The organism is Aestuariivita boseongensis, assembly GCF_001262635.1.
In the GTDB taxonomy this organism is placed as follows: domain Bacteria; phylum Pseudomonadota; class Alphaproteobacteria; order Rhodobacterales; family Rhodobacteraceae; genus Aestuariivita; species Aestuariivita boseongensis.
In genome coordinates, this window is sequence record NZ_JXYH01000061.1 from 1 (window position 1) to 20,090 (window position 20,090).

The following is a 20,090-nucleotide window of genomic DNA, read 5'->3' on the forward strand; positions in this document are numbered from 1 at the left end:
GGCTGATCATCGTCGGCGCGGTCCATATCGCGCAGGCGCTGGTGCCCATTGCGCGCGTCGCGGGATATGACCCGGTGCTGATCGACCCGCGTGAGGTGTTCGGCACCTCTGACCGGTTTCCGGGCGAAACCATTCTTCTGGACTGGCCGGATGAAGCGGTGGCGTCCCTTGGTCTGGATGCGCGCACCGCGCTGGTGCTTTTGACCCATGATCCCAAGCTGGATGACCCCGCTTTGGAAGCGGCGCTGGGGGCCGATGTCTTTTATATCGGGGCGCTGGGCTCGACCCGGACCCACGCCAAACGGGTGGAGCGGTTGACCGCCGCAGGCTTTACCGCCGATCAGATCGCGCGCATTCATGGACCCATTGGTCTGGATATCGGCGCGGCGGGTCCGGCTGAAATCGCCGTGTCGATCCTGGCGGAGATGACGGCCGTTCTGCGCGGGAAAGCGTCGTGAAATTCGGCGCGGTTCCCCTGACTGACGCGGAAGGCGCGATCCTGGCCCACTCGGTGAAGGTGGGCGCGGGTCGGCTGCGCAAAGGGCTGGTGTTGGATGCCCAACACCTCGCGCAACTGGCCGAGGCGGGGCTGAACGATATCGTCGTCGCAAGGCTGGAAGAGGGCGATCTGCACGAGGACGAGGCCGCGCGCCGCCTGGCGCAAGCACTGGTTCCCGATCCCAAGGCCGCGCATCTGCGTCTGACCGATCCGTTCACAGGACGAGTCAATCTGATTGCCGATTGCGAAGGGGTGGTGGTGCTGGACGTGCCAGCCATTGAGGCTTTCAACGCCATCCACCCGATGATCACGATCGCGACCGTGCCGCAATACCAGCAGATGGAACCGGGCGGCATGGTGGCCACGATCAAGATCATCTCTTATGGCGTGGCCGAACGGGATGTCGAGGCGGCGGCGCAGGCGGCAGAGGCGGCGATATCGCTGGCCGCGCCCGTGATGCGAACCGCCGGGCTGGTGATTACCGATATCCCCGGCGGGCCCTCCAACGAAAAGGGCCGCCGCGCGATTGAAGACCGTATCACCGCACTGGGCATGGAGATGGCCGAGACGCGTATCGTCCCCCATGACCTGGGCGCGCTGGCTGAAGCCTTGCAGGCGCTGGATGGGGATATCGCGCTTATTCTGACGGGCTCGGCCACTTCTGACATCGACGATATCGCGCCTGAAGCTGTGCGCCGTGCAGGCGGGCAGGTGGATCGGTTCGGTATGCCGGTCGATCCGGGCAACCTGCTGTTTCTGGGAAGTCAGGGCGCGCGTCCGGTGATCGGGCTTCCAGGCTGCGCACGCTCTCCGGCGCTGAATGGCGCGGATTGGGTTCTGTCGCGTGTGGTCTGTGGGATCGACGTGTCCGGGGCCGATATCGCGGCGATGGGGGTGGGCGGGCTGCTCAAGGAAATCCCGTCGCGCCCGCAGCCAAGGGCCGGGCGCAAGGCAACGTGAAAAAATTCCTGTCTGCAGGCCAAGTTTATGGTTCTCAACGGGAAAGCCGCGTGTTTAACTCGCCCTCAATCAACAACGAGCTTTTGGGAGGAAGCCATGCCTCAGGTCTCGATGACCGTGAACGGCAAAGCCACGTCCGGTGACGTGGAAGGCCGTACGTTACTTTCCGCATATCTGCGTGATCACCTTGGAATGACCGGAACCCATGTGGGCTGCGACACCTCGCAATGCGGGGCCTGCGTGGTGCATGTGAATGGTGAAGCGGTGAAATCCTGCACCATGTTCGCGGCCGAAGCCGATGGCGCGACGGTCGATACAATCGAAGGTCAGGCCAATGCAGACGGGTCGCTGAACGTGATCCAGCAGGCGTTTCAGGACCATCACGGCCTGCAATGCGGCTTTTGCACGCCCGGCATGGTGATGTCGGCGGCGGCCCTGCTGAAAGAGAACCCCAAACCCACCGAACAGGAAGTGCGGGACTATCTGGAAGGCAATCTGTGCCGCTGCACCGGGTATCACAACATCGTCAAGGCGATCCTTGCCGCGTCCGGTCAGGACGTCGGCGCGATCGCGGCGGAATAAGCCAAGGATCGAGGGGCCAGCCCCTCGAGCTCCCCGTCGTATTTTCAGCAAGAAGAAAAGACGGGCGGGTTCGATCCCTGGCCCTTCGCGGATATCGAGGCGGAGATCCCGCCATCTCAGGGAGGATTGAGATATGCCGAAGGATAGTGGCATTGGCGCCAGCCCAAAGCGGCGCGAGGACGTGCGGTTCCTGACAGGGGCCGGAAATTACACCGATGACATCAATGTGGCCGGTCAGGCCTATGTGCATTTCCTGCGCTCGGACGTGGCCCATGCGCGGATCAAGGGGATTGATACCTCGGCCGCGGCTGGCATGCCCGGCGTGGTGAAGATCTTCACCGGTGCCGATTTCGAAGGCGTGGGCGGTCTGCCCTGCGGCTGGCAGGTCACCGATCGCCATGGCGAGCCGATGCAGGAGCCGCCGCATCCGATCCTGGCGCAGGGCAAGGTGCGCCATGTGGGCGATCCGATTGCTGCCGTTGTGGCCGATACCTATGAGCAGGCCCGCGACGCGGCCGAGGCGATCGAGGTCGATCTGGAAGAGCTGCCCGCGATCGTCGACATGAAGGCGGCACTGGCCGATGGTGCGCCCAAGCTGCATGACGATCTGACCTCGAACCTGTGCTATGACTGGGTTCTGGGGGAAACCGACGACGCGGTGGTGCAAAAGGCCTTTGACGAGGCCGATCACGTCACCACGCTTGAGCTGACCAACCAACGGCTGGTCGCCAACCCGATGGAACCGCGCGTGGCTGTGGGGGAATACAAGCGTGGGACCGATGAGTACACGCTTTATACCACCTCGCAGAACCCTCACGTCATCCGGCTTCTGATGTGCGCCTTCGTTCTGGGCCTGCCTGAACACAAGGTGCGCGTGGTGGCGCCCGATGTGGGCGGTGGTTTCGGCACCAAGATCTTCCACTATGCCGAAGAAGCCTTCTGCACATTTGCCGCCAAGGCCTGCAACCGCCCGGTCAAATGGACGGCAAGCCGGACCGAAGCCTTCATGTCCGACGCGCAAGGCCGGGACCATGTGACCAAGATCGAATTGGCCATGGACAAGGACAACAACTTCACCGCGCTGCGCACCAACACGCTGGCCAATATGGGGGCCTATCTGTCGACATTCTCGTCGTCAGTGCCCACATGGCTGCACGGCACGCTGATGGCCGGGAACTACAAGACGCCCTGCATTCAGGTGAATGTGAAGGCGGTCTTTACCTCGACCGTGCCGGTCGATGCCTATCGCGGTGCCGGACGGCCCGAGGCGACGTTCCAGATTGAACGCGTTATCGACAAGGCCGCGCGCGAACGCGGGGTCGACCCGATCAAGCTGCGCCGGCAGAACTTCATCACCGAATTCCCCTATGACACGCCTGTGGCGCTGACCTATGACACCGGGGATTACAACGGCACGATGGACAAGCTGGAAGCCGCCGCCGATATCGCGGGCTTTGCCGCACGGCGAGCCGAGAGCGAGAAGAACGGCAAGCTGCGGGGCCTTGGCATCAACTGCTACATCGAGGCCTGCGGGATCGCGCCGTCGAACATCGTCGGCATGCTGGGCGCACGTGCGGGGCTTTACGATGCCGCGACGGTTCGCGTGAACGCGACGGGCTCGATCTCCGTCATGGTCGGTGCCCACAGCCACGGGCAGGGGCATGAAACCGCCTTCCCGCAAGTGGTGGCCGAAATGATCGGGATCGACGAAAGCCAGGTCGAAATCGTGCATGGCGACACCTCGAAAATCCCGTTTGGCATGGGCACCTATGGCTCGCGTTCGCTGGCGGTCTGCGGATCGGCGATGGTGCGCGCGACCGAGAAGGTGATTAACAAGGCCAAGAAGATCGCGGCCCACCTGATGGAAGCCTCGGAAGCCGATATCGAACTGAAGGACGGGATGTTCAGCGTGGCAGGGACCGACAAATCGGTGGCCTGGGGCGATGTTACCCTGACGGCCTACGTGCCGCACAACTTCCCTCTGGAAGAGATTGAACCGGGGTTGGAAGAAACCGCCTTCTACGATCCGGCGAACTTCACATACCCTGCGGGCGCCTATGCCTGTGAGGTCGAAGTCGATCCGGAAACCGGCAAGGTCACCATCGAACGCTTTGCCGCCGCGGATGACTTTGGCAACATCATCAACCCGATGATCGTTGACGGTCAGGTCCATGGCGGGATCGGTCAGGGCATCGGTCAGGCGCTGCTGGAAGGCTGTGTCTATGACGAGAACGGTCAGCTTCTGTCCGGGTCGTACATGGACTACGCCATGCCGCGCGCCGATGATGTGCCGTTCTATACGGTGGATCACTCCAGCCAGACCCCCTGCACGCACAACCCGCTGGGTGTGAAAGGCTGTGGGGAGGCCGGCGCGATCGGCTCGCCCCCTGCGGTGGTGAATGCTGTGATCGACGCGCTGCAATCGGGCGGCAAAAACGTCACCCATATCGACATGCCCCTGTCACCGGGGCGCGTCTGGGCGGCGATGAATGGCTGAGTGTTGACGGCGGGACCGGGGGCCAGCCCCCGGACCCCCGGGATATTTTTAACCCCAAAGAAGCAGGGGATGCTTCAAAAGGGGAGGAGAGGACAAGATGTATAACTTCGAATTTGAGAAACCCGGCTCTATCGCAGATGCAGTTGCGGCCTTGGGATCCGAAGATGCGATGCCGCTGGGCGGGGGACAGACCCTGATCCCCGCGATGAAACAGCGGCTGAACGCGCCGTCGAAACTGGTGAGCCTGTCTGGCATTGCCGAGATGAAGGGCGTCTGCGTGCGCGATGACGGTGCGCTGAGCATTGGCGGCGCGACACCGCATGCGGTTGTCGCTGCAGAGGCCGGGGCGCATTATCCGGCACTTGCTGGGCTGGCAAGCCATATCGGTGACCCAGCCGTGCGCAATCGCGGCACGATTGGTGGGTCGCTGGCCAATAACGACCCGGCGGCCTGCTATCCGTCGGCGGCGCTGGGCTCGGGCGCGACCATCGTGACCAACAACCGCGAGATCGCGGCGGATGATTATTTCCAGGGCATGTTCACCACGGCGCTGGAAGAGGGCGAGATCATCGTCGAAGTCCGTTTCCCGATCCCCGAAAAGGCGAACTATCAGAAATTCGTCCAGCCGGCCTCGCGCTTCGCGCTGACGGGCGTGTTCGTGGCCAAATATGCGGACGGCGTGCGTGTGGCTGTAACCGGTGCCTCGGAAGAAGGCGTTTTCCGCTGGTCCGAGGCCGAAGCGGCGCTGTCATCCGACTTCTCGGCCTCGGCCGTTGACGGGCTGAGTGTTTCGCCGGATGGCATGATCGGCGACATTCACGGCACACCTGCCTATCGCGCAAGCCTGATCAAGACGCTGACCAAGCGCGCGGTTGCTGCCGCCGCCTGATCCAGCCCGGAAAGATCACGACAAACGCGGCGCCCCCGGGGTGCCGCGTTTTTCTTTGGCGTGCACATAACGAAAAAGGGCGCCGCACCCGCGACGCCCTGCGTTCAAATCAAAACCGGCTCAGCCCTTGTTCGGCAGGGGCCCGATCATCATGATCATCTGACGGCCTTCCATCTTGGGCATGTTTTCAACCTTGCCCACCTCTTTGATGTCTTCGGCCACCCGTTCCAAAAGCTCACGGCCCAGGTTCTGGTGCGCCATTTCCCGGCCACGGAAGCGCAGGGTGACCTTCACCTTGTCGCCATGTTCCAGGAATTTGAAGACGTTCCGCATTTTCACATCATAGTCATGGGTGTCCGTATTGGGACGGAACTTGACCTCTTTGACCTCGATGATCTTCTGTTTCTTGCGGGCCTCGCTCTCGCGCTTTTGCTGTTCATATTTGAACTTCCCGTAATCCATGATCTTGCACACGGGCGGGTTTGCATTGGGCGAGATTTCAACAAGGTCCAGTCCGGCCTCTTCCGCCATAACCATGGCGCGTTCGGGGGTAACCACCCCGACATTTTCACCTTCTGCGCCGATCAGGCGAATTTCGGGGGCACGGATTTTTTCATTGACGCGCGAGCCTGTGTCACGTTGCGGCGGCGCGTTATGGGGTCTGCGGGCGATGTCTGTCTTCCTTCATTTGTTGACATGAATTCGAAGTCGCAAGGTAAACGGGCGCCAAGGCCCTTTCAAGGCGCAAATCGGCTAAAGCCTGCTGATTGTCGCGGGTTACGGATTTTTCCCCTTTGATGCCCCGGGCCGGGATGCGATCTGTGCGCCAACCGGTGTGCAGCTTGCACATACCGGAACCCGAAAGGAGTTTGGGAATGAGAAATGTACTGATTTTGGTCGCGGTGGCTGCCATCGCCGCGACGTTGTATTTCACCCTGGCAGAGCAGCCGACGGTGGACGCGCCGGCTGAACAGGCCGCAATCGAAGCACCGACCGACAGTGTCGCAACGGAAGTCGAAGAGGCCACGGAAGAGGCGCAGGACGCCGCCCAAAGCGCGGCGGACGCCGTGGAAAGCGCAGCTGAACAAGCCGCAACCGCGGCGGAAGAGGCGGTGGAAAGCGCCGTTGACAGTGCAACCCAGGCCGCAGAAGAGGCCAGCGAAGCCGCCCAAAGCGCGGTTGATGCCGCCACCGAGGCCGCGGAAAACGCGGTTCAATCGGCACAAGAAGCCGCTGCAGGCACTGCCACCGATGCGGCGGAAGCCACTGAAAACGCGGCAGAGGCCACGGCTGACGCGGTAGAAAACACTGCCGATGCCGCGACCGAGGCCGCCGAAAGCGCCGCGACCACGGCCGAAGCCGCAGCTGACGCGACCGCTGCTGCTGCCGAAAATGCCGCCGAGGCCGTCACGCCTGAACCGACGCTGGCCGATGCGCTGACCGTCGACGGGTTCGATTTCGACAAGGCGATCGAGGCGATCGAAGCGTCGGACATGGGAGCGTTGCAAAAGACGACGCTGCGTGCGGGCATCGAACAGGCGCGCGACAACCCCGAGCTGTTGTCGCAGGTGCTGGAACGCGCCCGCGAAGCTCTGGGTCTTTAAGCCGCCGTTTGCCTAACCACGCCGGGGGATACCTGGCGCGGAGCAACAGGAAAGGGCCGGACAATTCCCGCAGGGGAACAGAGTCCGGCCCTTTTTCTGTGCGCTGTCAGTGCTTAGTCGAGGAAGGCCTTTTCCACCACATATTGGGCGGGTTTGGAATTGGCGCCTTCCTCCAGCCCGTATTCCTCAAGCATTGCCTTCAGTTCCAGGTTAAAGGCCAGGTTGCCGCAGATCATGGCGCGGTCATTGTCGGGGTTGATCGGGTCCACGCCCAGATCGGCATAGGCCTCGCCCGAGCGGATCAGATCGGTGATGCGGCCCATCTTGGCGCTCTCTTCCCGGGTGGTGGTGGGATAGTATTTGATCTTTTTCCAAAAGCCTTCGCCGATCACCTCGTTCAGCAGCTCATCGTGCTTGAGGTTTTCGATCAGCTCGGCCCCGTATTCCAACTCACCCGCTTCGCGGCAGGTATGGGTAATGATGACCTCGTCATAATCCTCATAGGTCTGCGGCTCGCGCAGCAGCGAGGCAAAGGGCGCAAAGCCCGTGCCGGTGGCAAAGAACCAGATGCGTTTGCCCGGCAAAAGCGCATCATGGACCAGCGTGCCCACGGGTTTGGGCCGCAGAATGATCTCGTCGCCCGCTTGGATGTGCTGGAGTTTCGAGGTCAGCGGGCCGTCTTGCACCTTGATCGAGTAGAACTCAAGCTCCTCATCCCAGGACGGCGAGGCGATGGAATAGGCCCTGAGCAGCGGCTTCTGCTTGCCGGTCTTGGGGTCCGGATCGCCCATCAGCCCGATCATGACAAACTCGCCCGAGCGGAACCGCAGCGATGCAGGCCGGGTGCAGCGGAAGCTGAACAGCCGGTCGGTCCAGTGTTTCACATCGGTGATGGTCTGCGCATCGGGCAGGGTGGGGACTTTTACAGGGCTTGCTTCGGTCATGGGACGGTGTTCGGTCATTAGGAATGTCAGGGCACGTTTACACGCACCCCCTCTCTTTAGGCTGTGATCTGGATCAAGGGAAGGTCGGATGACCCGGCTGCGGCAATCAGCAGGTCAGCCGCGCAGCCGCGCCTGATAGTGGTGCTGCTGCCAATTGGCGCGGGAAAGCCATTCACCTTCGGGCTGTCTTGCGGCCAGATCGTAGGAAATCTCGACCTCATCAAAGCCCGACCGCCGCGCCATGGCGTATTGATCCGACAGCACATGCCCCTTGGCGCGCAAGCGTCCCTGATAACCGCGCAGGCGCAATTGCCGCGCGATGGTAAAGCCGCGCCCATCGGCAAAGCTGGGAAAATCCACGCGGATCATTTTCAGCCCGGGGGTCAGCGTGACCCCATCGGGATCGGTATCCGACGTCAGATCAAGCGAGGTCGTGTCATTGGCCGCCTCGCCGGGGCAAGGGTAGCCACCCAACCAGTCATCTGTTTGAAAGCCACTATCGGTGACAAGAACACTCATGGATTTGCTCCTATACGTACCATTTTGCCATCCACGAAATGGATGCCGCATTCCTCTTTGCTTTGATCCCGCCAGCGTCCTGCGCGCGGATCTTCTCCCGCCGCGACCTTGGAGGTGCAGGGCGCGCAGCCGATCGACGGATAGCCCTTTGCCACCAGCGGATGCCGGGGCAGGCGGTTTTCGTCCATATATTGGCGCACGTCTTCGGGCGCCCAATGGGCCAGCGGATTGATCTTGATCCGGCCCTTGGTCTCTTCCAGCTCAAAGAACTCCAGCGCCGCGCGCGTGCCGGACTGGAACCGTTTGCGCCCGGTGATCCAGGCGTCATAGGGGGCCAGCGCCGCATCCAGCGGCCGGGTTTTGCGTAACGCGCAGCACGCATCGGTGTCGCGCTGGTGCAGCGTTCCGTCGGGGTCTTCCGCGTCGATGCCGGGTGCGGTGATGATTTGCATGTTCCTCAGGCCCAGCCGTTCGGACACTTCCTGCTGATAGACCAGGGTTTCGGTGAACAGCATTTGCGTATCGATAAAGAGCACCGGCAGAGATTTGTCCGTAACCGCCACCATATGCAGCAGGACCACCGATTCCGCCCCGAAAGACGACACCAGCGCCGTGCGCCCCGTTTCTTGCAGGCCCGCGCGCAGCACATCCGTCGCGCTGTGATGGCGAAAGCGGGTGTTGAGTGCGCGCACCTTGCCTTCGAGTGCCGCGACCCGTGTCTGGTCGCGGCGTTCCGTATTTTCAGCAAGAAGAAGGGGGGAGGTGCGCATTATTCCGCCGCCACTGCCTGCGCCGGGTAAAGGGCTGCTTTGAAGGGCGCGAGGCCCAGGCGGCGGTAGGTTTGCAGGAAGGTCTCGCCTGGATCTTCGCGCAGGTCGAGATAGGCATAGACCAGACGTTCGATGGCCGGAATGATTTCATCGGCAGAAAAGCCGGGGCCTGCGCGTTCGCCGATGGCCGCGGTTTGCGTGGCATCCCCGCCCAGGGTGATCTGGTAGTTTTCCACGCCCGCGCGGTCGAGGCCAAGGATCCCGATATGGCCCACGTGGTGGTGGCCACAGGCGTTGATGCAGCCCGAGATCTTGATCTGCAGATGACCGATATCGTGTTCGATTTTCAACTCATCAAACCGCGTCGCGATCTCCTGCGCGATGGGGATCGACCGGGCTGTGGCCAGCGCGCAGTAATCCATGCCGGGGCAGGCGATGATGTCCGATATCAGGCCGATATTTGCGGTGGCAAGGCCATGGTTTTTCAGCGCGGCATGGATCGCGGGCAGGTCGGATTTATGCACATGGGGCAGGATCACGTTCTGCTCATGGCTGATGCGCAGCTCGTTGTGGCCATAGGTTTCAGCCAGATCGGCCATCACGCGCATCTGCTCGGCCGTGGCATCGCCAGGCGTGGCGCCATGCGCTTTGATCGAGATCGACACGATGGCATACCCATCCGCCTTGTGTTCGGTGATGTTCGTGTCCACCCAGGAGCGGAACACCGGATCGGCGTCATAGGCCGCGTCAAAGGCCTCCGTCGATGCGGTGCGGAAGGCGGGTGCCGCGAATTGTGCTGCGATCTGGGGCAACCACTCCTGATCCACGCCGGTAAAGCTGGGGCGGATCAGGGCAAAGCGGTCTTCGACCAGATCGCGGATTTTCTCGATCCCGTTTTCATGCACGGTGATCTTGATGCGCGCCTTGTATTTGTTGTCGCGTCGACCCAGCAGGTTATAGACCGACAGGATCGCCTCGACATAGGGCAGCAGATCCGCTTCCGGCAGAAAGTCGCGGATCACCTTGCCGATCATCGGCGTGCGACCCAGGCCACCGCCCACCAGCACTTTGAAGCCGATCTGGCCGTCCTGTTTGACGATCTGCAGCCCGATATCATGGGCCTTGATCACCGCGCGGTCATTTTCCGCGCCTGTTACTGCGATCTTGAACTTGCGGCCCAGGAACTGGAATTCCGGGTGGTCGGTGGACCATTGGCGCAGCAACTCTGCGTAAGGTCTTGGATCAGCGACCTCATCCTGCGCGGCACCAGCAAAATGGTCAGCCGTCACATTGCGCACCGTGTTGCCCGAGGTCTGGATGGCATGCAGACCAACCTCGGCCAGCGCATCCAGCATATCGGGCACATCGCGCAGCTTGGGCCAGTTATACTGGATGTTCTGGCGTGTGGTGAAATGGCCGTAACCCTTGTCCCATTTCTCGGCCAGCAGCGCCAACTGCCGCATCTGAACTGAGTTCAGCGTGCCATAGGGGATCGCCACGCGCAGCATATAGGCGTGCAGTTGCAGATAGAGCCCGTTCATCAGGCGCAGCGGTTTGAACTCATCCTCGGTCAGGTTGCCAGCGATGCGACGTTCGACCTGCGCCCGGAACTGGGCGTTGCGTTCAGCCAGAAAGGCTTTGTCAAATTCGGTATAATTATACATCTGCGCGTGCCTCTTGTTTGCCATGGGCATAGTTCGACGGCCCGGTGCGGCGGAAATCCTCGCGGAAATGGGTGGGTTCGGGGCCGTCGCGGCCAGTGGTCACATCGGCCAGATAGGCCCCGACCACGACGTCAGGCTGGCTTTCGGCGTGCAGGAGACGCAATTGCGCGTCCGCCTCGTCGGTCAGCACTTCGGCGTCTTTCAGATCGCGCACCCATGTGTCATCGGCAGCCAGATAGATCACATCGCCCTCCAGCAAGTGGTTTGCGGTCACGACCTTGGGGGTGAAATCACGGGGCATCAGAGCGCCTCCTCTAAAGCGATATCGAATTGTTGGGCTTGGGCCAGAGCGGCACGGGGCGCGAGGCCGTAGAAGGTGAGGGCAGGTCCGCTCAGACCGGCATCCGACAGATCGGCGGGCAGGGTGGCCAGATTGGTCTCCACGACGCGCTGATTGGGGCGCGAGGCGTTTTCGACCAGCGTCACGGGTGTGCCGGCGTGTGCGCCATGCATCAAAAGACGACCTTGGATAAAGCGCGCGGCCTTCTTGCCCATGTAAATCGCCGCGACCTCTCCGGGCCGGGCGAGCGCTTTCCAGTCGTGATCGGCAAAGCCCTTCATGTCATGGCCCGTCAGAAATCGGACCGAGGCGTTGCGCCCCCGTTTCGTCAGGCTTTGCCCGATGGCCGCCACAGCGGCAGAGGCCGAAGTGATGCCCGGCACGATATGCCAGGAGATGCCCGCCGCATCGACCGCGTCGATTTCCTCGTCCAGACGGCCAAAGACGGTGGCATCACCGCCCTTCAGGCGCACGACCTGCGCGCCTGTTTTTGCGTGTTCGACGATCAGGGCGTTGATGTCATCCTGTTTCATCGACGGGCCGAAGCCTTCTTTGCCTGCGTCGATCATCGTGGCTTCGCGACGCGCGAGTTCGAGGATTTCTGGCGCGATCAGGCGGTCATGGATGATCACGTCCGCCTCATCCAGCGCGCGGCGCGCCTTGAGCGTCAGAAGCTCCGGATCGCCGGGACCTGCGCCCACAAAGGCCACGTGCCCTTCACGGGCGGGTTTGGTCAGGTGGGTTTCAAGCAGGGCGTCAAGCGCGGGTTGGACGGCGTCCTGGCCTTCCGCCAGGGCCTTGGGGCCCGCGTTGAAGTAATAGTCGCGCCAGAAATCGCGGCGCGGGCGGCCAAAGGGCAGGGCGTCGGCGGCTTTGCGGAAGGCCTTGCCGATGCGCGCCAATGTGCCAAGGCCCGTAGGAAGGCGGTCTTCCAGATCGGCCTTGATCGCGCGAGCCAGCACCGGGGCGGCCCCTTCGGTGCCGATGGCGATGGTCACCGGGTCACGATCCACGATTGCCGGAGTGATGAACTGGCTGTCGCGCAGATTGTCCACGATATTGGTCAGCGCGCCGTCCGCGCGGGCAAGGGCCGTGGTGCGGGCGTCCTCAGAGGCGTCCTCATCGGCGGCATAGAACAGCACCGCGCAAAGCGCATCACCCGGCGCCATCTTGCGGCGGATCAGGGTCAGCTTGCCCTCGAGCGCCCATGTTTCGATCTGCGGGTCGGGTTCGGGCGCGAAAACGGTCAGATGCGCGTCTGCCTTGAACAGCAGCCGCAGCTTCGCCAGCGCGGCATCGCCTCCGCCCGACAGCACGATGCGGCGGCCTGCGACCGAAAGGAAGATGGGAAAATGCTGCATGGCGTCCGGCCTGTTGGTTGCGGTTCTTTTGGGATGAATATAGGAAAATGTTCCATTATGCCGCCAGATGCTTGCGCAAATAAGAACAATTGTTCTATCAACTGCGTCAGGTAGAATGAAAACCTTGGAACCTGGGAAAAACGCGAATGTCTGTACGGATTGATGACACCGATCGGAAAATTCTGGCCGAGCTGCAGCGGGACGCTGGCCAGTCGCTGGACGATATCGCCAAGGCGGTGGGCTCATCCAAGACGCCCGTATGGAACCGAATCCGCAAGCTGCGCGAGGCGGGCGTGATCGGTCAGCAGACCGTTTTGCTGGATGCCGAGCCGCTGGGGTTCGAGGCCTGCTTCTTTGTCCTGATCCGCACGTCCGAGCACGAGGCCGAGTGGCAGAACAAATTCCTTGCCGCACTGAAGGCCCGGCCCGAAGTGCAGGAGGCGCACAGGCTGGCGGGCGAAATCGACTATATCCTTAAGGTGCGGGTCAAGAATGCGCGCGCCTATGACGAGTTTTATCAGGCGCTGATTTCCGAGGTGCGGATCTATAACGTGACCGCGCTTCTGTCGATGGAAGAGATCAAATCGACCACCATGCTGCCTTTGGGGGTCTAGGGCTGCCCCGCGCTGACACAGGCTCTGGTCAATGCAAGCCACGCTTTGCTAGGCTTTGGTCATGCTGAATGCGCGCCTCTCCAGAGCCTTGATCATCCTGGGCTTTTTGCTGTCGGTCGCGGGGCTGAGCCTCGGGATCTGGCGCTATGGTCTTGGGCAGGCGCTGGATCAGGTGTCGCTGCGCGCGGCGTCGGATCTGGAACTGGCCAGCGACCGGCTGAGCACGCAGCTGCAACGCTATCAGGAACTGGCGGTGCTGATGGCCGATCACCCGGCCCTGGCGGAACTGGACAGCCCCCAGACGCGCGCGGCGGCCAGCGCGCTGCTGCTTGAGGCGGCGGACAAGACCGCGGCGCTGGATGTGATCTATGCCGGAACGGATGGGCGCGTGCTGGCGGCGGCCAAGGGCATCATGGGGAATAATGTGTCGGCCAAGGCGCAGTTTCGTCGCGCGATGCAGGGCGCTTTGGGCAGCGGCCACGGGGTGATCGGCCCGCTGGAGGAACGCGCCTTTGTCTATGCCGCGCCCAGTTTTGCGCCCTCGGGCGCGGTGCGCGGCGCGCTGATCGTGGCGGTGGATGTGGAAGATGTGGAACAGACCTGGCGCGGGTCGAACCCGGCGGTGTTCTTTACCGATCAGATCGGGGAGGTCTTTATCTCCAACCGCTCGGAACTGCTGGGCTGGACGCGGCCGGTGGGTCAGCCAGGGCTGATCCCGCGCGACCGGTCCACCGCGCGTTTCGCCGCCGACCAGGTGGGCGGGCATGAGATCTGGCATATCGGCTGGGGGCCATACCTGCCAGAACGCGCGCTGCATCTGGTGCGCGATCTGCCGGTGATCGGTCTGACGGGCGAGGTGCTGGTCGATATCGACCCCGCGCGCCGTCTGGCCGCACTGCAGGCGGCGGTGGTGGCGGCGGTCTGCCTGGCCTTTGGCGCCATGCTGATCCTGGCCACGGAACGGCGCCGCGCCCTGGCGCGGGCCAATGCCGTGCTGGAAAGCCGGGTGGAGGCACGCACCCGCGCGCTGCGCGACACCAACACCCAACTCAGGCGCGAAATCTCGGAACGGCAGGAGGCCGAGGCCGCGTTGAAACAGGCGCAGGCCGATCTGGTGCAGGCGGGCAAGCTGTCGGCCCTGGGCCAGATGAGCGCCGGCATCTCGCATGAGCTGAACCAACCGCTGATGGCCATTCAGTCTTTCGCCGAAAACGGCATGCAGTTTCTGAAGAAAGGCAATGTCAGCGCCGCCTCGGACAATCTGGGCCGGATCGCGGGGCTGGCGCACCGGATGGGCCGCATCATCCGCAACCTGCGCGCCTTTGCCCGGCAGGAGGCCGAAGCGGTCGCCCGCGTCGATATCATCGCCACGCTGGAAAGCGCGTTTGAACTGACGCAGGCACGGCTGAGCCATGACGGCATCGCCTTTGACTTTGATGCGCCGGACGGTCCGCTTTGGGTCAAGGGGGGCGAGGTGCGTCTGGGCCAGGTCTTTGTGAACCTGATCAACAACGCCGCCGATGCCATGGCCGAAAGCCCGGAAAAATCCGTGCGGGTCCATGTGCGCCCCGAACCTGGCCATGTGGCCATTGACGTGATCGACACCGGCCCGGGCATCGCCGCGCCGGAAAAGATATTCGAACCTTTCTATACCACCAAGGAAGTGGGCGCCTCGGAAGGCATGGGGCTGGGACTGTCGATTTCCTATGGGCTGGTGCAAAGCTTTGGCGGCGCGATCCGGGGCCGCAACCGCGAGGGCGCGCAGCGCGGGGCGGTCTTTACCGTGGAACTGGCCCGCTGGGCCGATGACGCGCTGGAGGCCGCGGAATGACCAAACCCCCGGTTCTGGTGGTCGATGACGATGTGATGGTGCGCACCGCTTTGGTGCAATCGCTGGAACTGGCCGATTATCCAGCCATCGCGGCGGGCTCTTTCGTGGCGGCCAAGGATCACATCACCCGCGATTTTACCGGGGTGATCCTGTCGGATATCCGCATGCCGGGGCGCGACGGGTTCCACCTTTTGAGTTACGCGCTGGAGATTGACGAGGAACTGCCGGTCATACTTCTGACCGGGGAAGGGGATATCCCCATGGCCGTGCGCGCGATGGAGCAGGGGGCCTTCGACTTTCTGGAAAAGCCCTGTGCGGCCTCCGATCTGATCGCCGCGCTGGACCGGGCCGTGGCCCAGCGGGCCGACGTTCTAGGCACCCGCGCCCTTGTGGCGGAACGGGAAGCAGGCGATCCCGCCGCGCGGCTGATCTTTGGCGTCTCGGACCTGGCCGAAGGGCTGCGCGCCCGCGTGCGGCGGCTGGCGCGGGCCGAAGGCGCGGTGCTGGTCACCGGCGCACCTGGCACGGGCGTGTCGAAAGTGGCAGAAGTGCTGCATCTGTGTTCCGACCGCGCGCAGGGCCCGTTTGAAAAACGCGCCGGTGCGGGGCTTTCCCCTCAGGCTCTGGCGCAGGCGCTGGCTGCGGCTGGGGGTGGGTCTTTGTTCATTGATCAGGTGCATATGATGCCAGCCGACACCCAGCTTGCCCTGATCGAGGCGCTGGACAGCGATAGCGCGGCCCGCGTGATCGCGGGCAGCACCGACACGCTGAGCGAGGCGGGCGATCAGATCAATCCCGAGCTGTATTACCGCCTGCAGGTCATGACCGTGCGGATCCCTGCGCTGGCGGAACGGCCGGAGGATATCCCGGTGCTGTTCCGGCACTACGTCTCGCAGGCCTGCGAGCAGGCGGGGCTTGCGCCGCCCAGCGTCACGCCGGATGTGATCGCGGGGCTGATGGCGCGGGACTGGCCCGGCAATGCCCGCGCGCTGATGTCGGAAGCGATGCGCTTTGCGCTGGATCTGCAGGACGATATCGCTCCGCAGGAGGGGCTGGGCCTGGCCGAACAGATGGCCCAGATCGAACAGTCTTTGCTGGAGGCGGCGCTGCGCCGCGCCGGCGGGCGCGCCAGCGAGGCGGCGCAGGCGCTGAAGCTGCCGCGCAAGACCTTTTACGACAAGCTGGCCCGCTATGGCATCAAGCCCGAGCAGTTTCGCGGTTGATCCTTGCAGGAGCGCGATTTTTCGAAAAATCGCTGCGCGGGCAGAGAAGGGCGCCAAGGCTTTTGCAAAAGCCTTGGCCCGGTGTCGCCGGCTGTGCGGAATTTCGCACAAGCGGCGCAGGGGCTGTGCGGGTTTTCGCACAGCCGATCTGGCCATAGGGTCGGATTGCCCTGGGAAAGTATCGTAAGTATATGAATTATATAGGTTTAAGTGGGTGCAGCCTTTTCCGGCTCACCTGTTCTTGAGCGGTTTTCACCGAAACGCTTCACTGAACGCAGCGCACCGAATCTGCGTATTTGGGTCTGGAAGGAGCCAGGCCCGGCCAAAAAACCAGGAGGAGACAGATATGAAAATCCTAACCACGGCCGCCACAGCCATCGCGCTGAGCCTTGCCGCAACCGCGGGCTTTGCCGCCTGTGACGACGGCGAGATCGTCGTCAAATTCAGCCATGTGACCAACACAGACAAGCACCCCAAGGGCATCGCCGCTTCGCTGCTGGAACAGCGCGTCAATGACGAGATGAACGGCAAGATGTGTATGGAGGTCTTCCCGAACTCCACGCTTTACAACGATGACAAGGTGCTTGAGGCGATCCTGCAAGGCGATGTGCAACTGGCCGCGCCCAGCCTGTCGAAGTTCGAGAAATTCACCAAACAGTTTCGTCTGTTCGACCTGCCCTTCATGTTCAAGAACATCGAAGCGGTGGATGCGTTCCAGGCATCCGACGCCGGTCAGGCGATGAAAGACAGCATGCAGCGCCGTGGCCTGCAGGGGCTGCAATTCTGGCACAACGGCATGAAGCAGATGTCGGCCAATGTGCCGCTGATCCTGCCCACGGATGCCAATGGCCTGAAATTCCGCGTGCAATCGTCGGACGTGCTGGTGGCGCAGATGGAAGCCATCGGCGGCTCGCCCCAGAAAATGGCCTTTTCGGAAGTGTATGGCGCGCTGCAGCAGGGCGTTGTGGACGGGCAGGAAAACACCTGGTCGAACATCTATGGCCGCAAGTTCTTTGAAGTGCAGGACGGCGTGACCGAGACCAACCACGGCATCATCGATTATCTGGTGGTCACCAGCGTCGACTGGCTCGACAGTCTGGACGCCGATGTGCGTGACCAGTTCCTGACGATCCTGTCGGAAGTGACTGAAATGCGGAACGGCGAATCCTATGCGGTGAACCAGCAGGCGCGTCAGGCGATCCTGGATGCGGGCGGCGTGATCCGCGAACTGTCGCCCGAGCAGCGCCAGGCCTGGGTCGATGCGATGAAGCCCGTCTGGGACAAGTTTGCCGGTGACGTGGGTCAGGACATGATCGACGCGGCGCAATCCATCAACGCCGGGATCTGATCCCAAGCCGCGATGACAAGGCGCGGGGGCGGTGGTTTCGGCCGCAGGCTCCCGCGCCGCATTCGCAGGTGGGCGCATTTCCAAGACGCGAGAACGCGCAGCCGCCCCCTGCCTGACTTTTCCCAAGGGACAGTGACATGATTGGACATTCCCCCGGCCCGCGTGGCTGGAGCGACCGGATCGAGGAGACGCTGATCGCGCTTCTGCTGGGTCTGATGACCGCGATCACCTTTGCCAATGTGGTGGCGCGGTTCATGAATTCGAACATTCTCTGGGCGCTTGAAGCGACGGTGTTCATGTTCGGCTGGCTGGTGCTTCTGGGTGCGAGCTATGCGGTCAAGACGCGCTCTCATCTGGGGGTGGATGCGATCGTCAACATGGCCAGCCCTCCGGTGCGGCGGGTGCTTGGTCTGATTTCGGTCGGGGCTTGTCTGCTGTTTTCGGTCCTGCTTCTGAAGGGCGCCTATGATTACTGGGCGGTTTTCGCCGATCTGCCGCCCACCTCGGGGCGCTGGTTCCCCACCGGGTTTGAAGAGAAGTTTCGCAGCCAGTCCTTTTACGAGGTCGATGACATCCCAATGCTGCCCTTCCTGGGTTTTCTGGAAGGGTTGATCAATTACGGCGACGAATACGAGAAACTGCCCAAGGTGGTGCCCTATCTGGTGCTGCCGGTGTCGATGCTTTTGCTGCTGTTCCGCTTCCTGCAGGCGGCGCTGGCGATCCTGAGAGGCGATGAGGACCGGCTGGTGGCCAGCCATGAGGTGGAGGACGAACTGAACGAGGTTCGCGCCCAGAATGGGGAGCGTGACTGATGGACGTTGTCATTCTCTTTTCCATGGTCATTGGCCTGTTGCTGATCGGTGTGCCGATCGCGGTGGCGCTGGGGCTGAGCTCTACGATCTTTCTGCTGATCTATTCCGACAGCTCTCTGGCGTCGGTCGCCTCGACCCTGTTTGAGGCGTTCGAGGGGCATTTCACCCTTCTGGCCATTCCCTTCTTCATCCTCGCCTCGTCCTTCATGACAACAGGCGGCGTGGCACGGCGGATCATCCGCTTTTCCATCGCCTGCGTGGGCCATCTGCCCGGGGGTCTGGCGATTGCGGGGGTCTTTGCCTGTATGCTGTTTGCCGCTCTGTCGGGGTCCTCGCCCGCCACCGTGGTGGCGATCGGCACGATCGTGATCACCGGCATGCGGCAGGTGGGGTACACCAGGGACTTCGCGGCCGGCGTCATCTCGGTCGCGGGGACGCTGGGCATCCTGATCCCGCCGTCGATCGTGATGGTGGTCTATGCCGCCGCGGTCGAAGTGTCGGTGGGCCGGATGTTCCTTGCAGGCGTCATTCCGGGCCTTCTGGCGGGCTTCATGCTGATGGTGACGATCTATGTCATCGCGCGGGTGCGCAACCTGCCGAAAGGCGACTGGCTGGGCTGGGGGGAGATCTTCGCCTCGGGCCGCGAGGCGGGTTGGGGGCTGTTCCTGATCGTGATCATCCTGGGTGGCATCTATGGCGGAATCTTCACCCCGACCGAGGCGGCGGCCGTCGCGGCAGTCTATGCCTTCGTGATCGCCAGTTTCGTCTATCGCGATATGGGGCCGCTGAAAACGGAAGAGGGTCAGCCAAACAAGTCGTTCTTTGCCGCGCCCTGGACGTTGGTCACGGCGCTGGTGCATCCCGACACCAAGCATACGCTGCTTGAGGCGGGCAAGCTGACAGTCACGCTGCTGTTCGTGATCGCAAACGCGCTGATCCTGAAACATGTGCTGACAGACGAGCAGGTGCCCCAGGCCATCGCGGGGGCGATGCTGGATGCCGGTTTCGGCCCGGTCATGTTCCTGGTGATGGTCAATGTCATCCTGCTGATCGGCGGTCAGTTCATGGAGCCCTCGGGCCTTCTGGTGATCGTGGCGCCACTGGTCTTTCCCATCGCCATCGAGCTGGGGATCGACCCGATCCATCTGGGGATCATCATGGTGGTGAACATGGAGATCGGGATGATCACGCCGCCGGTGGGTCTGAACCTGTTCGTGACCAGCGGTGTGGCCGGGATGCCGATGATGCGGGTCGTGCGGGCGGCGCTGCCGTTCCTGGCGGTGCTGTTCGTCTTCCTGATCATGGTGACCTATATCCCGTGGATTTCGACTTTCCTGCCCAACACCTTCATGGGGCCGGAGATCGTGATCAGATAGCGCGCTGCCGCGCATTCGAGATCAACGCAACGCAGAGGCGACGCCCGGATGTCCGGGCGTCGTTTTTCTTGGCAGGGGTCGGTTTGCCGTATTTGGAAAGAGAAGAAGAGAGGGGACGCTTCAGGCGTCTTCGAGCGCGGCGATGATGGGGGAGAAGTCTTGGGCCTTCAGGCTGGCGCCGCCCACAAGCGCGCCGTCGACATCGGCAATGGCGAAGATCTGGGCCGCGTTGGCGGGTTTGACCGACCCGCCATAGA

General features: G+C 62.6%; 20 protein-coding genes. 12 read left to right on the plus strand and 8 right to left on the minus strand.

Features of this window, described 5'->3' with window-relative positions:
• The 5 genes from TR61_RS17355 to TR61_RS17375 form a co-directional block, all read left to right on the plus strand.
• Positions 1-458 (plus strand): XdhC family protein (locus TR61_RS17355; protein ID WP_172677014.1); only part of this gene is annotated, 458 nt, incomplete at its 5' end.
• Complete coding sequence (locus TR61_RS17360; RefSeq protein WP_050931791.1) at positions 455-1,459, plus strand: molybdopterin-binding protein; 1,005 nt, start codon at positions 455-457, stop codon at positions 1,457-1,459. The genes TR61_RS17355 and TR61_RS17360, both read left to right, overlap by 4 nt.
• 96 nt (positions 1,460-1,555) lie before the next feature.
• On the plus strand, positions 1,556-2,041 hold the full coding sequence (locus TR61_RS17365; RefSeq protein ID WP_050931792.1) for a (2Fe-2S)-binding protein: 486 nt from the start codon (positions 1,556-1,558) through the stop codon (positions 2,039-2,041).
• 133 nt (positions 2,042-2,174) lie between these two features.
• Positions 2,175-4,538 carry a xanthine dehydrogenase family protein molybdopterin-binding subunit gene (locus TR61_RS17370; RefSeq protein ID WP_050931793.1) on the plus strand — a complete coding sequence of 788 codons (2,364 nt, stop codon included), beginning with the start codon at positions 2,175-2,177 and terminating at the stop codon, positions 4,536-4,538.
• Between the two features lie 97 nt (positions 4,539-4,635).
• The gene (locus tag TR61_RS17375) at positions 4,636-5,427 is read left to right on the plus strand and encodes an FAD binding domain-containing protein (RefSeq protein ID WP_050931794.1); all 792 of its coding nucleotides are present in this window, start codon (positions 4,636-4,638) and stop codon (positions 5,425-5,427) included.
• A 120-nt stretch (positions 5,428-5,547) separates the two neighbouring features.
• On the opposite strand, the gene infC is transcribed toward TR61_RS17375, so the two are convergent.
• Positions 5,548-6,099 carry a translation initiation factor IF-3 gene (gene infC / locus TR61_RS17380; RefSeq protein ID WP_050931795.1) on the minus strand — a complete coding sequence of 184 codons (552 nt, stop codon included), beginning with the start codon at positions 6,097-6,099 and terminating at the stop codon, positions 5,548-5,550.
• A gap of 203 nt (positions 6,100-6,302) precedes the next feature.
• Between infC and TR61_RS17385 the strand changes: the two genes are divergently transcribed.
• Positions 6,303-7,031, plus strand: coding sequence for a hypothetical protein (locus tag TR61_RS17385; RefSeq protein ID WP_050931796.1), 729 nt, complete (start codon positions 6,303-6,305; stop codon positions 7,029-7,031).
• Between the two features lie 113 nt (positions 7,032-7,144).
• On the opposite strand, the gene TR61_RS17390 is transcribed toward TR61_RS17385, so the two are convergent.
• The 6 genes from TR61_RS17390 to cysG all read right to left on the minus strand — a co-directional run bounded on the left by TR61_RS17390 (position 7,145) and on the right by cysG (position 12,629).
• Entirely contained in the window at positions 7,145-7,993 is an 849-nt protein-coding gene (locus TR61_RS17390; protein ID WP_050931797.1) for a ferredoxin--NADP reductase, read from the minus strand.
• A gap of 96 nt (positions 7,994-8,089) precedes the next feature.
• A complete protein-coding gene (locus TR61_RS17395; protein WP_050931798.1) occupies positions 8,090-8,494 on the minus strand; it encodes a DUF934 domain-containing protein in 405 nt (134 codons plus the stop codon).
• Positions 8,491-9,264, minus strand: coding sequence for a phosphoadenylyl-sulfate reductase (locus tag TR61_RS17400; protein ID WP_082182022.1), 774 nt, complete (start codon positions 9,262-9,264; stop codon positions 8,491-8,493). The genes TR61_RS17395 and TR61_RS17400 overlap by 4 nt, the downstream gene beginning before the upstream one ends.
• Positions 9,264-10,928, minus strand: a complete 1,665-nt coding sequence (locus tag TR61_RS17405; protein ID WP_050931799.1) for a nitrite/sulfite reductase — start codon at positions 10,926-10,928, stop codon at positions 9,264-9,266. The genes TR61_RS17400 and TR61_RS17405 overlap by 1 nt, the downstream gene beginning before the upstream one ends.
• Positions 10,921-11,229 (minus strand): DUF2849 domain-containing protein, encoded by a 309-nt coding sequence (locus TR61_RS17410; RefSeq protein WP_050931800.1) that lies wholly within the window; start codon positions 11,227-11,229, stop codon positions 10,921-10,923. The genes TR61_RS17405 and TR61_RS17410 overlap by 8 nt, the downstream gene beginning before the upstream one ends.
• On the minus strand, positions 11,229-12,629 hold the full coding sequence (cysG, locus tag TR61_RS17415; RefSeq protein WP_050931801.1) for a siroheme synthase CysG: 1,401 nt from the start codon (positions 12,627-12,629) through the stop codon (positions 11,229-11,231). The genes TR61_RS17410 and cysG overlap by 1 nt, the downstream gene beginning before the upstream one ends.
• 146 nt (positions 12,630-12,775) lie before the next feature.
• On the opposite strand from cysG, the gene TR61_RS17420 reads away from it, so the two are divergent.
• The 6 genes from TR61_RS17420 (at position 12,776) to TR61_RS17445 (ending at position 19,833) form a co-directional block, all read left to right on the plus strand.
• Positions 12,776-13,243 carry an Lrp/AsnC family transcriptional regulator gene (locus TR61_RS17420; RefSeq protein WP_050931802.1) on the plus strand — a complete coding sequence of 156 codons (468 nt, stop codon included), beginning with the start codon at positions 12,776-12,778 and terminating at the stop codon, positions 13,241-13,243.
• A gap of 61 nt (positions 13,244-13,304) precedes the next feature.
• Positions 13,305-15,074 carry a sensor histidine kinase gene (locus TR61_RS17425; protein ID WP_050931803.1) on the plus strand — a complete coding sequence of 590 codons (1,770 nt, stop codon included), beginning with the start codon at positions 13,305-13,307 and terminating at the stop codon, positions 15,072-15,074.
• Positions 15,071-16,297 carry a sigma-54-dependent transcriptional regulator gene (locus tag TR61_RS17430; protein WP_050931804.1) on the plus strand — a complete coding sequence of 409 codons (1,227 nt, stop codon included), beginning with the start codon at positions 15,071-15,073 and terminating at the stop codon, positions 16,295-16,297. The genes TR61_RS17425 and TR61_RS17430 overlap by 4 nt, the downstream gene beginning before the upstream one ends.
• Positions 16,298-16,643: 346 nt before the next feature.
• Positions 16,644-17,645, plus strand: a complete 1,002-nt coding sequence (locus TR61_RS17435) for a DctP family TRAP transporter solute-binding subunit (RefSeq protein WP_050931805.1) — start codon at positions 16,644-16,646, stop codon at positions 17,643-17,645.
• A gap of 137 nt (positions 17,646-17,782) precedes the next feature.
• Positions 17,783-18,457 (plus strand): TRAP transporter small permease, encoded by a 675-nt coding sequence (locus TR61_RS17440; RefSeq protein ID WP_050931806.1) that lies wholly within the window; start codon positions 17,783-17,785, stop codon positions 18,455-18,457.
• Positions 18,457-19,833: a TRAP transporter large permease gene (locus tag TR61_RS17445; protein WP_050931807.1), complete on the plus strand. Its 1,377-nt coding sequence runs from the start codon at positions 18,457-18,459 to the stop codon at positions 19,831-19,833. The genes TR61_RS17440 and TR61_RS17445 overlap by 1 nt, the downstream gene beginning before the upstream one ends.
• Before the next feature lie 120 nt (positions 19,834-19,953).
• Here TR61_RS17445 and TR61_RS17450 read toward each other — a convergent pair.
• On the minus strand, positions 19,954-20,090 hold a 137-nt coding region (locus TR61_RS17450; RefSeq protein WP_172677015.1), incomplete at its 5' end, for a triose-phosphate isomerase.

Bases quoted from the DNA above. Each gene is read 5' to 3' on its own strand.
- TR61_RS17365 (WP_050931792.1), top strand. From the start codon at position 1,556: ATGCCTCAGGTCTCGATGACCGTGAACGGCAAAGCCACGTCCGGTGAC.
- TR61_RS17370 (WP_050931793.1), top strand. From the start codon at position 2,175: ATGCCGAAGGATAGTGGCATTGGCGCCAGCCCAAAGCGGCGCGAGGAC.
- TR61_RS17375 (WP_050931794.1), top strand. From the start codon at position 4,636: ATGTATAACTTCGAATTTGAGAAACCCGGCTCTATCGCAGATGCAGTT.
- TR61_RS17385 (WP_050931796.1), top strand. From the start codon at position 6,303: ATGAGAAATGTACTGATTTTGGTCGCGGTGGCTGCCATCGCCGCGACG.
- TR61_RS17390 (WP_050931797.1), bottom strand. From the start codon at position 7,993: ATGACCGAACACCGTCCCATGACCGAAGCAAGCCCTGTAAAAGTCCCC.
- TR61_RS17395 (WP_050931798.1), bottom strand. From the start codon at position 8,494: ATGAGTGTTCTTGTCACCGATAGTGGCTTTCAAACAGATGACTGGTTG.
- TR61_RS17400 (WP_082182022.1), bottom strand. From the start codon at position 9,264: ATGCGCACCTCCCCCCTTCTTCTTGCTGAAAATACGGAACGCCGCGAC.
- TR61_RS17405 (WP_050931799.1), bottom strand. From the start codon at position 10,928: ATGTATAATTATACCGAATTTGACAAAGCCTTTCTGGCTGAACGCAAC.
- TR61_RS17410 (WP_050931800.1), bottom strand. From the start codon at position 11,229: ATGCCCCGTGATTTCACCCCCAAGGTCGTGACCGCAAACCACTTGCTG.
- cysG (WP_050931801.1), bottom strand. From the start codon at position 12,629: ATGCAGCATTTTCCCATCTTCCTTTCGGTCGCAGGCCGCCGCATCGTG.
- TR61_RS17420 (WP_050931802.1), top strand. From the start codon at position 12,776: ATGTCTGTACGGATTGATGACACCGATCGGAAAATTCTGGCCGAGCTG.
- TR61_RS17425 (WP_050931803.1), top strand. From the start codon at position 13,305: ATGCTGAATGCGCGCCTCTCCAGAGCCTTGATCATCCTGGGCTTTTTG.
- TR61_RS17430 (WP_050931804.1), top strand. From the start codon at position 15,071: ATGACCAAACCCCCGGTTCTGGTGGTCGATGACGATGTGATGGTGCGC.
- TR61_RS17435 (WP_050931805.1), top strand. From the start codon at position 16,644: ATGAAAATCCTAACCACGGCCGCCACAGCCATCGCGCTGAGCCTTGCC.
- TR61_RS17440 (WP_050931806.1), top strand. From the start codon at position 17,783: ATGATTGGACATTCCCCCGGCCCGCGTGGCTGGAGCGACCGGATCGAG.
- TR61_RS17445 (WP_050931807.1), top strand. From the start codon at position 18,457: ATGGACGTTGTCATTCTCTTTTCCATGGTCATTGGCCTGTTGCTGATC.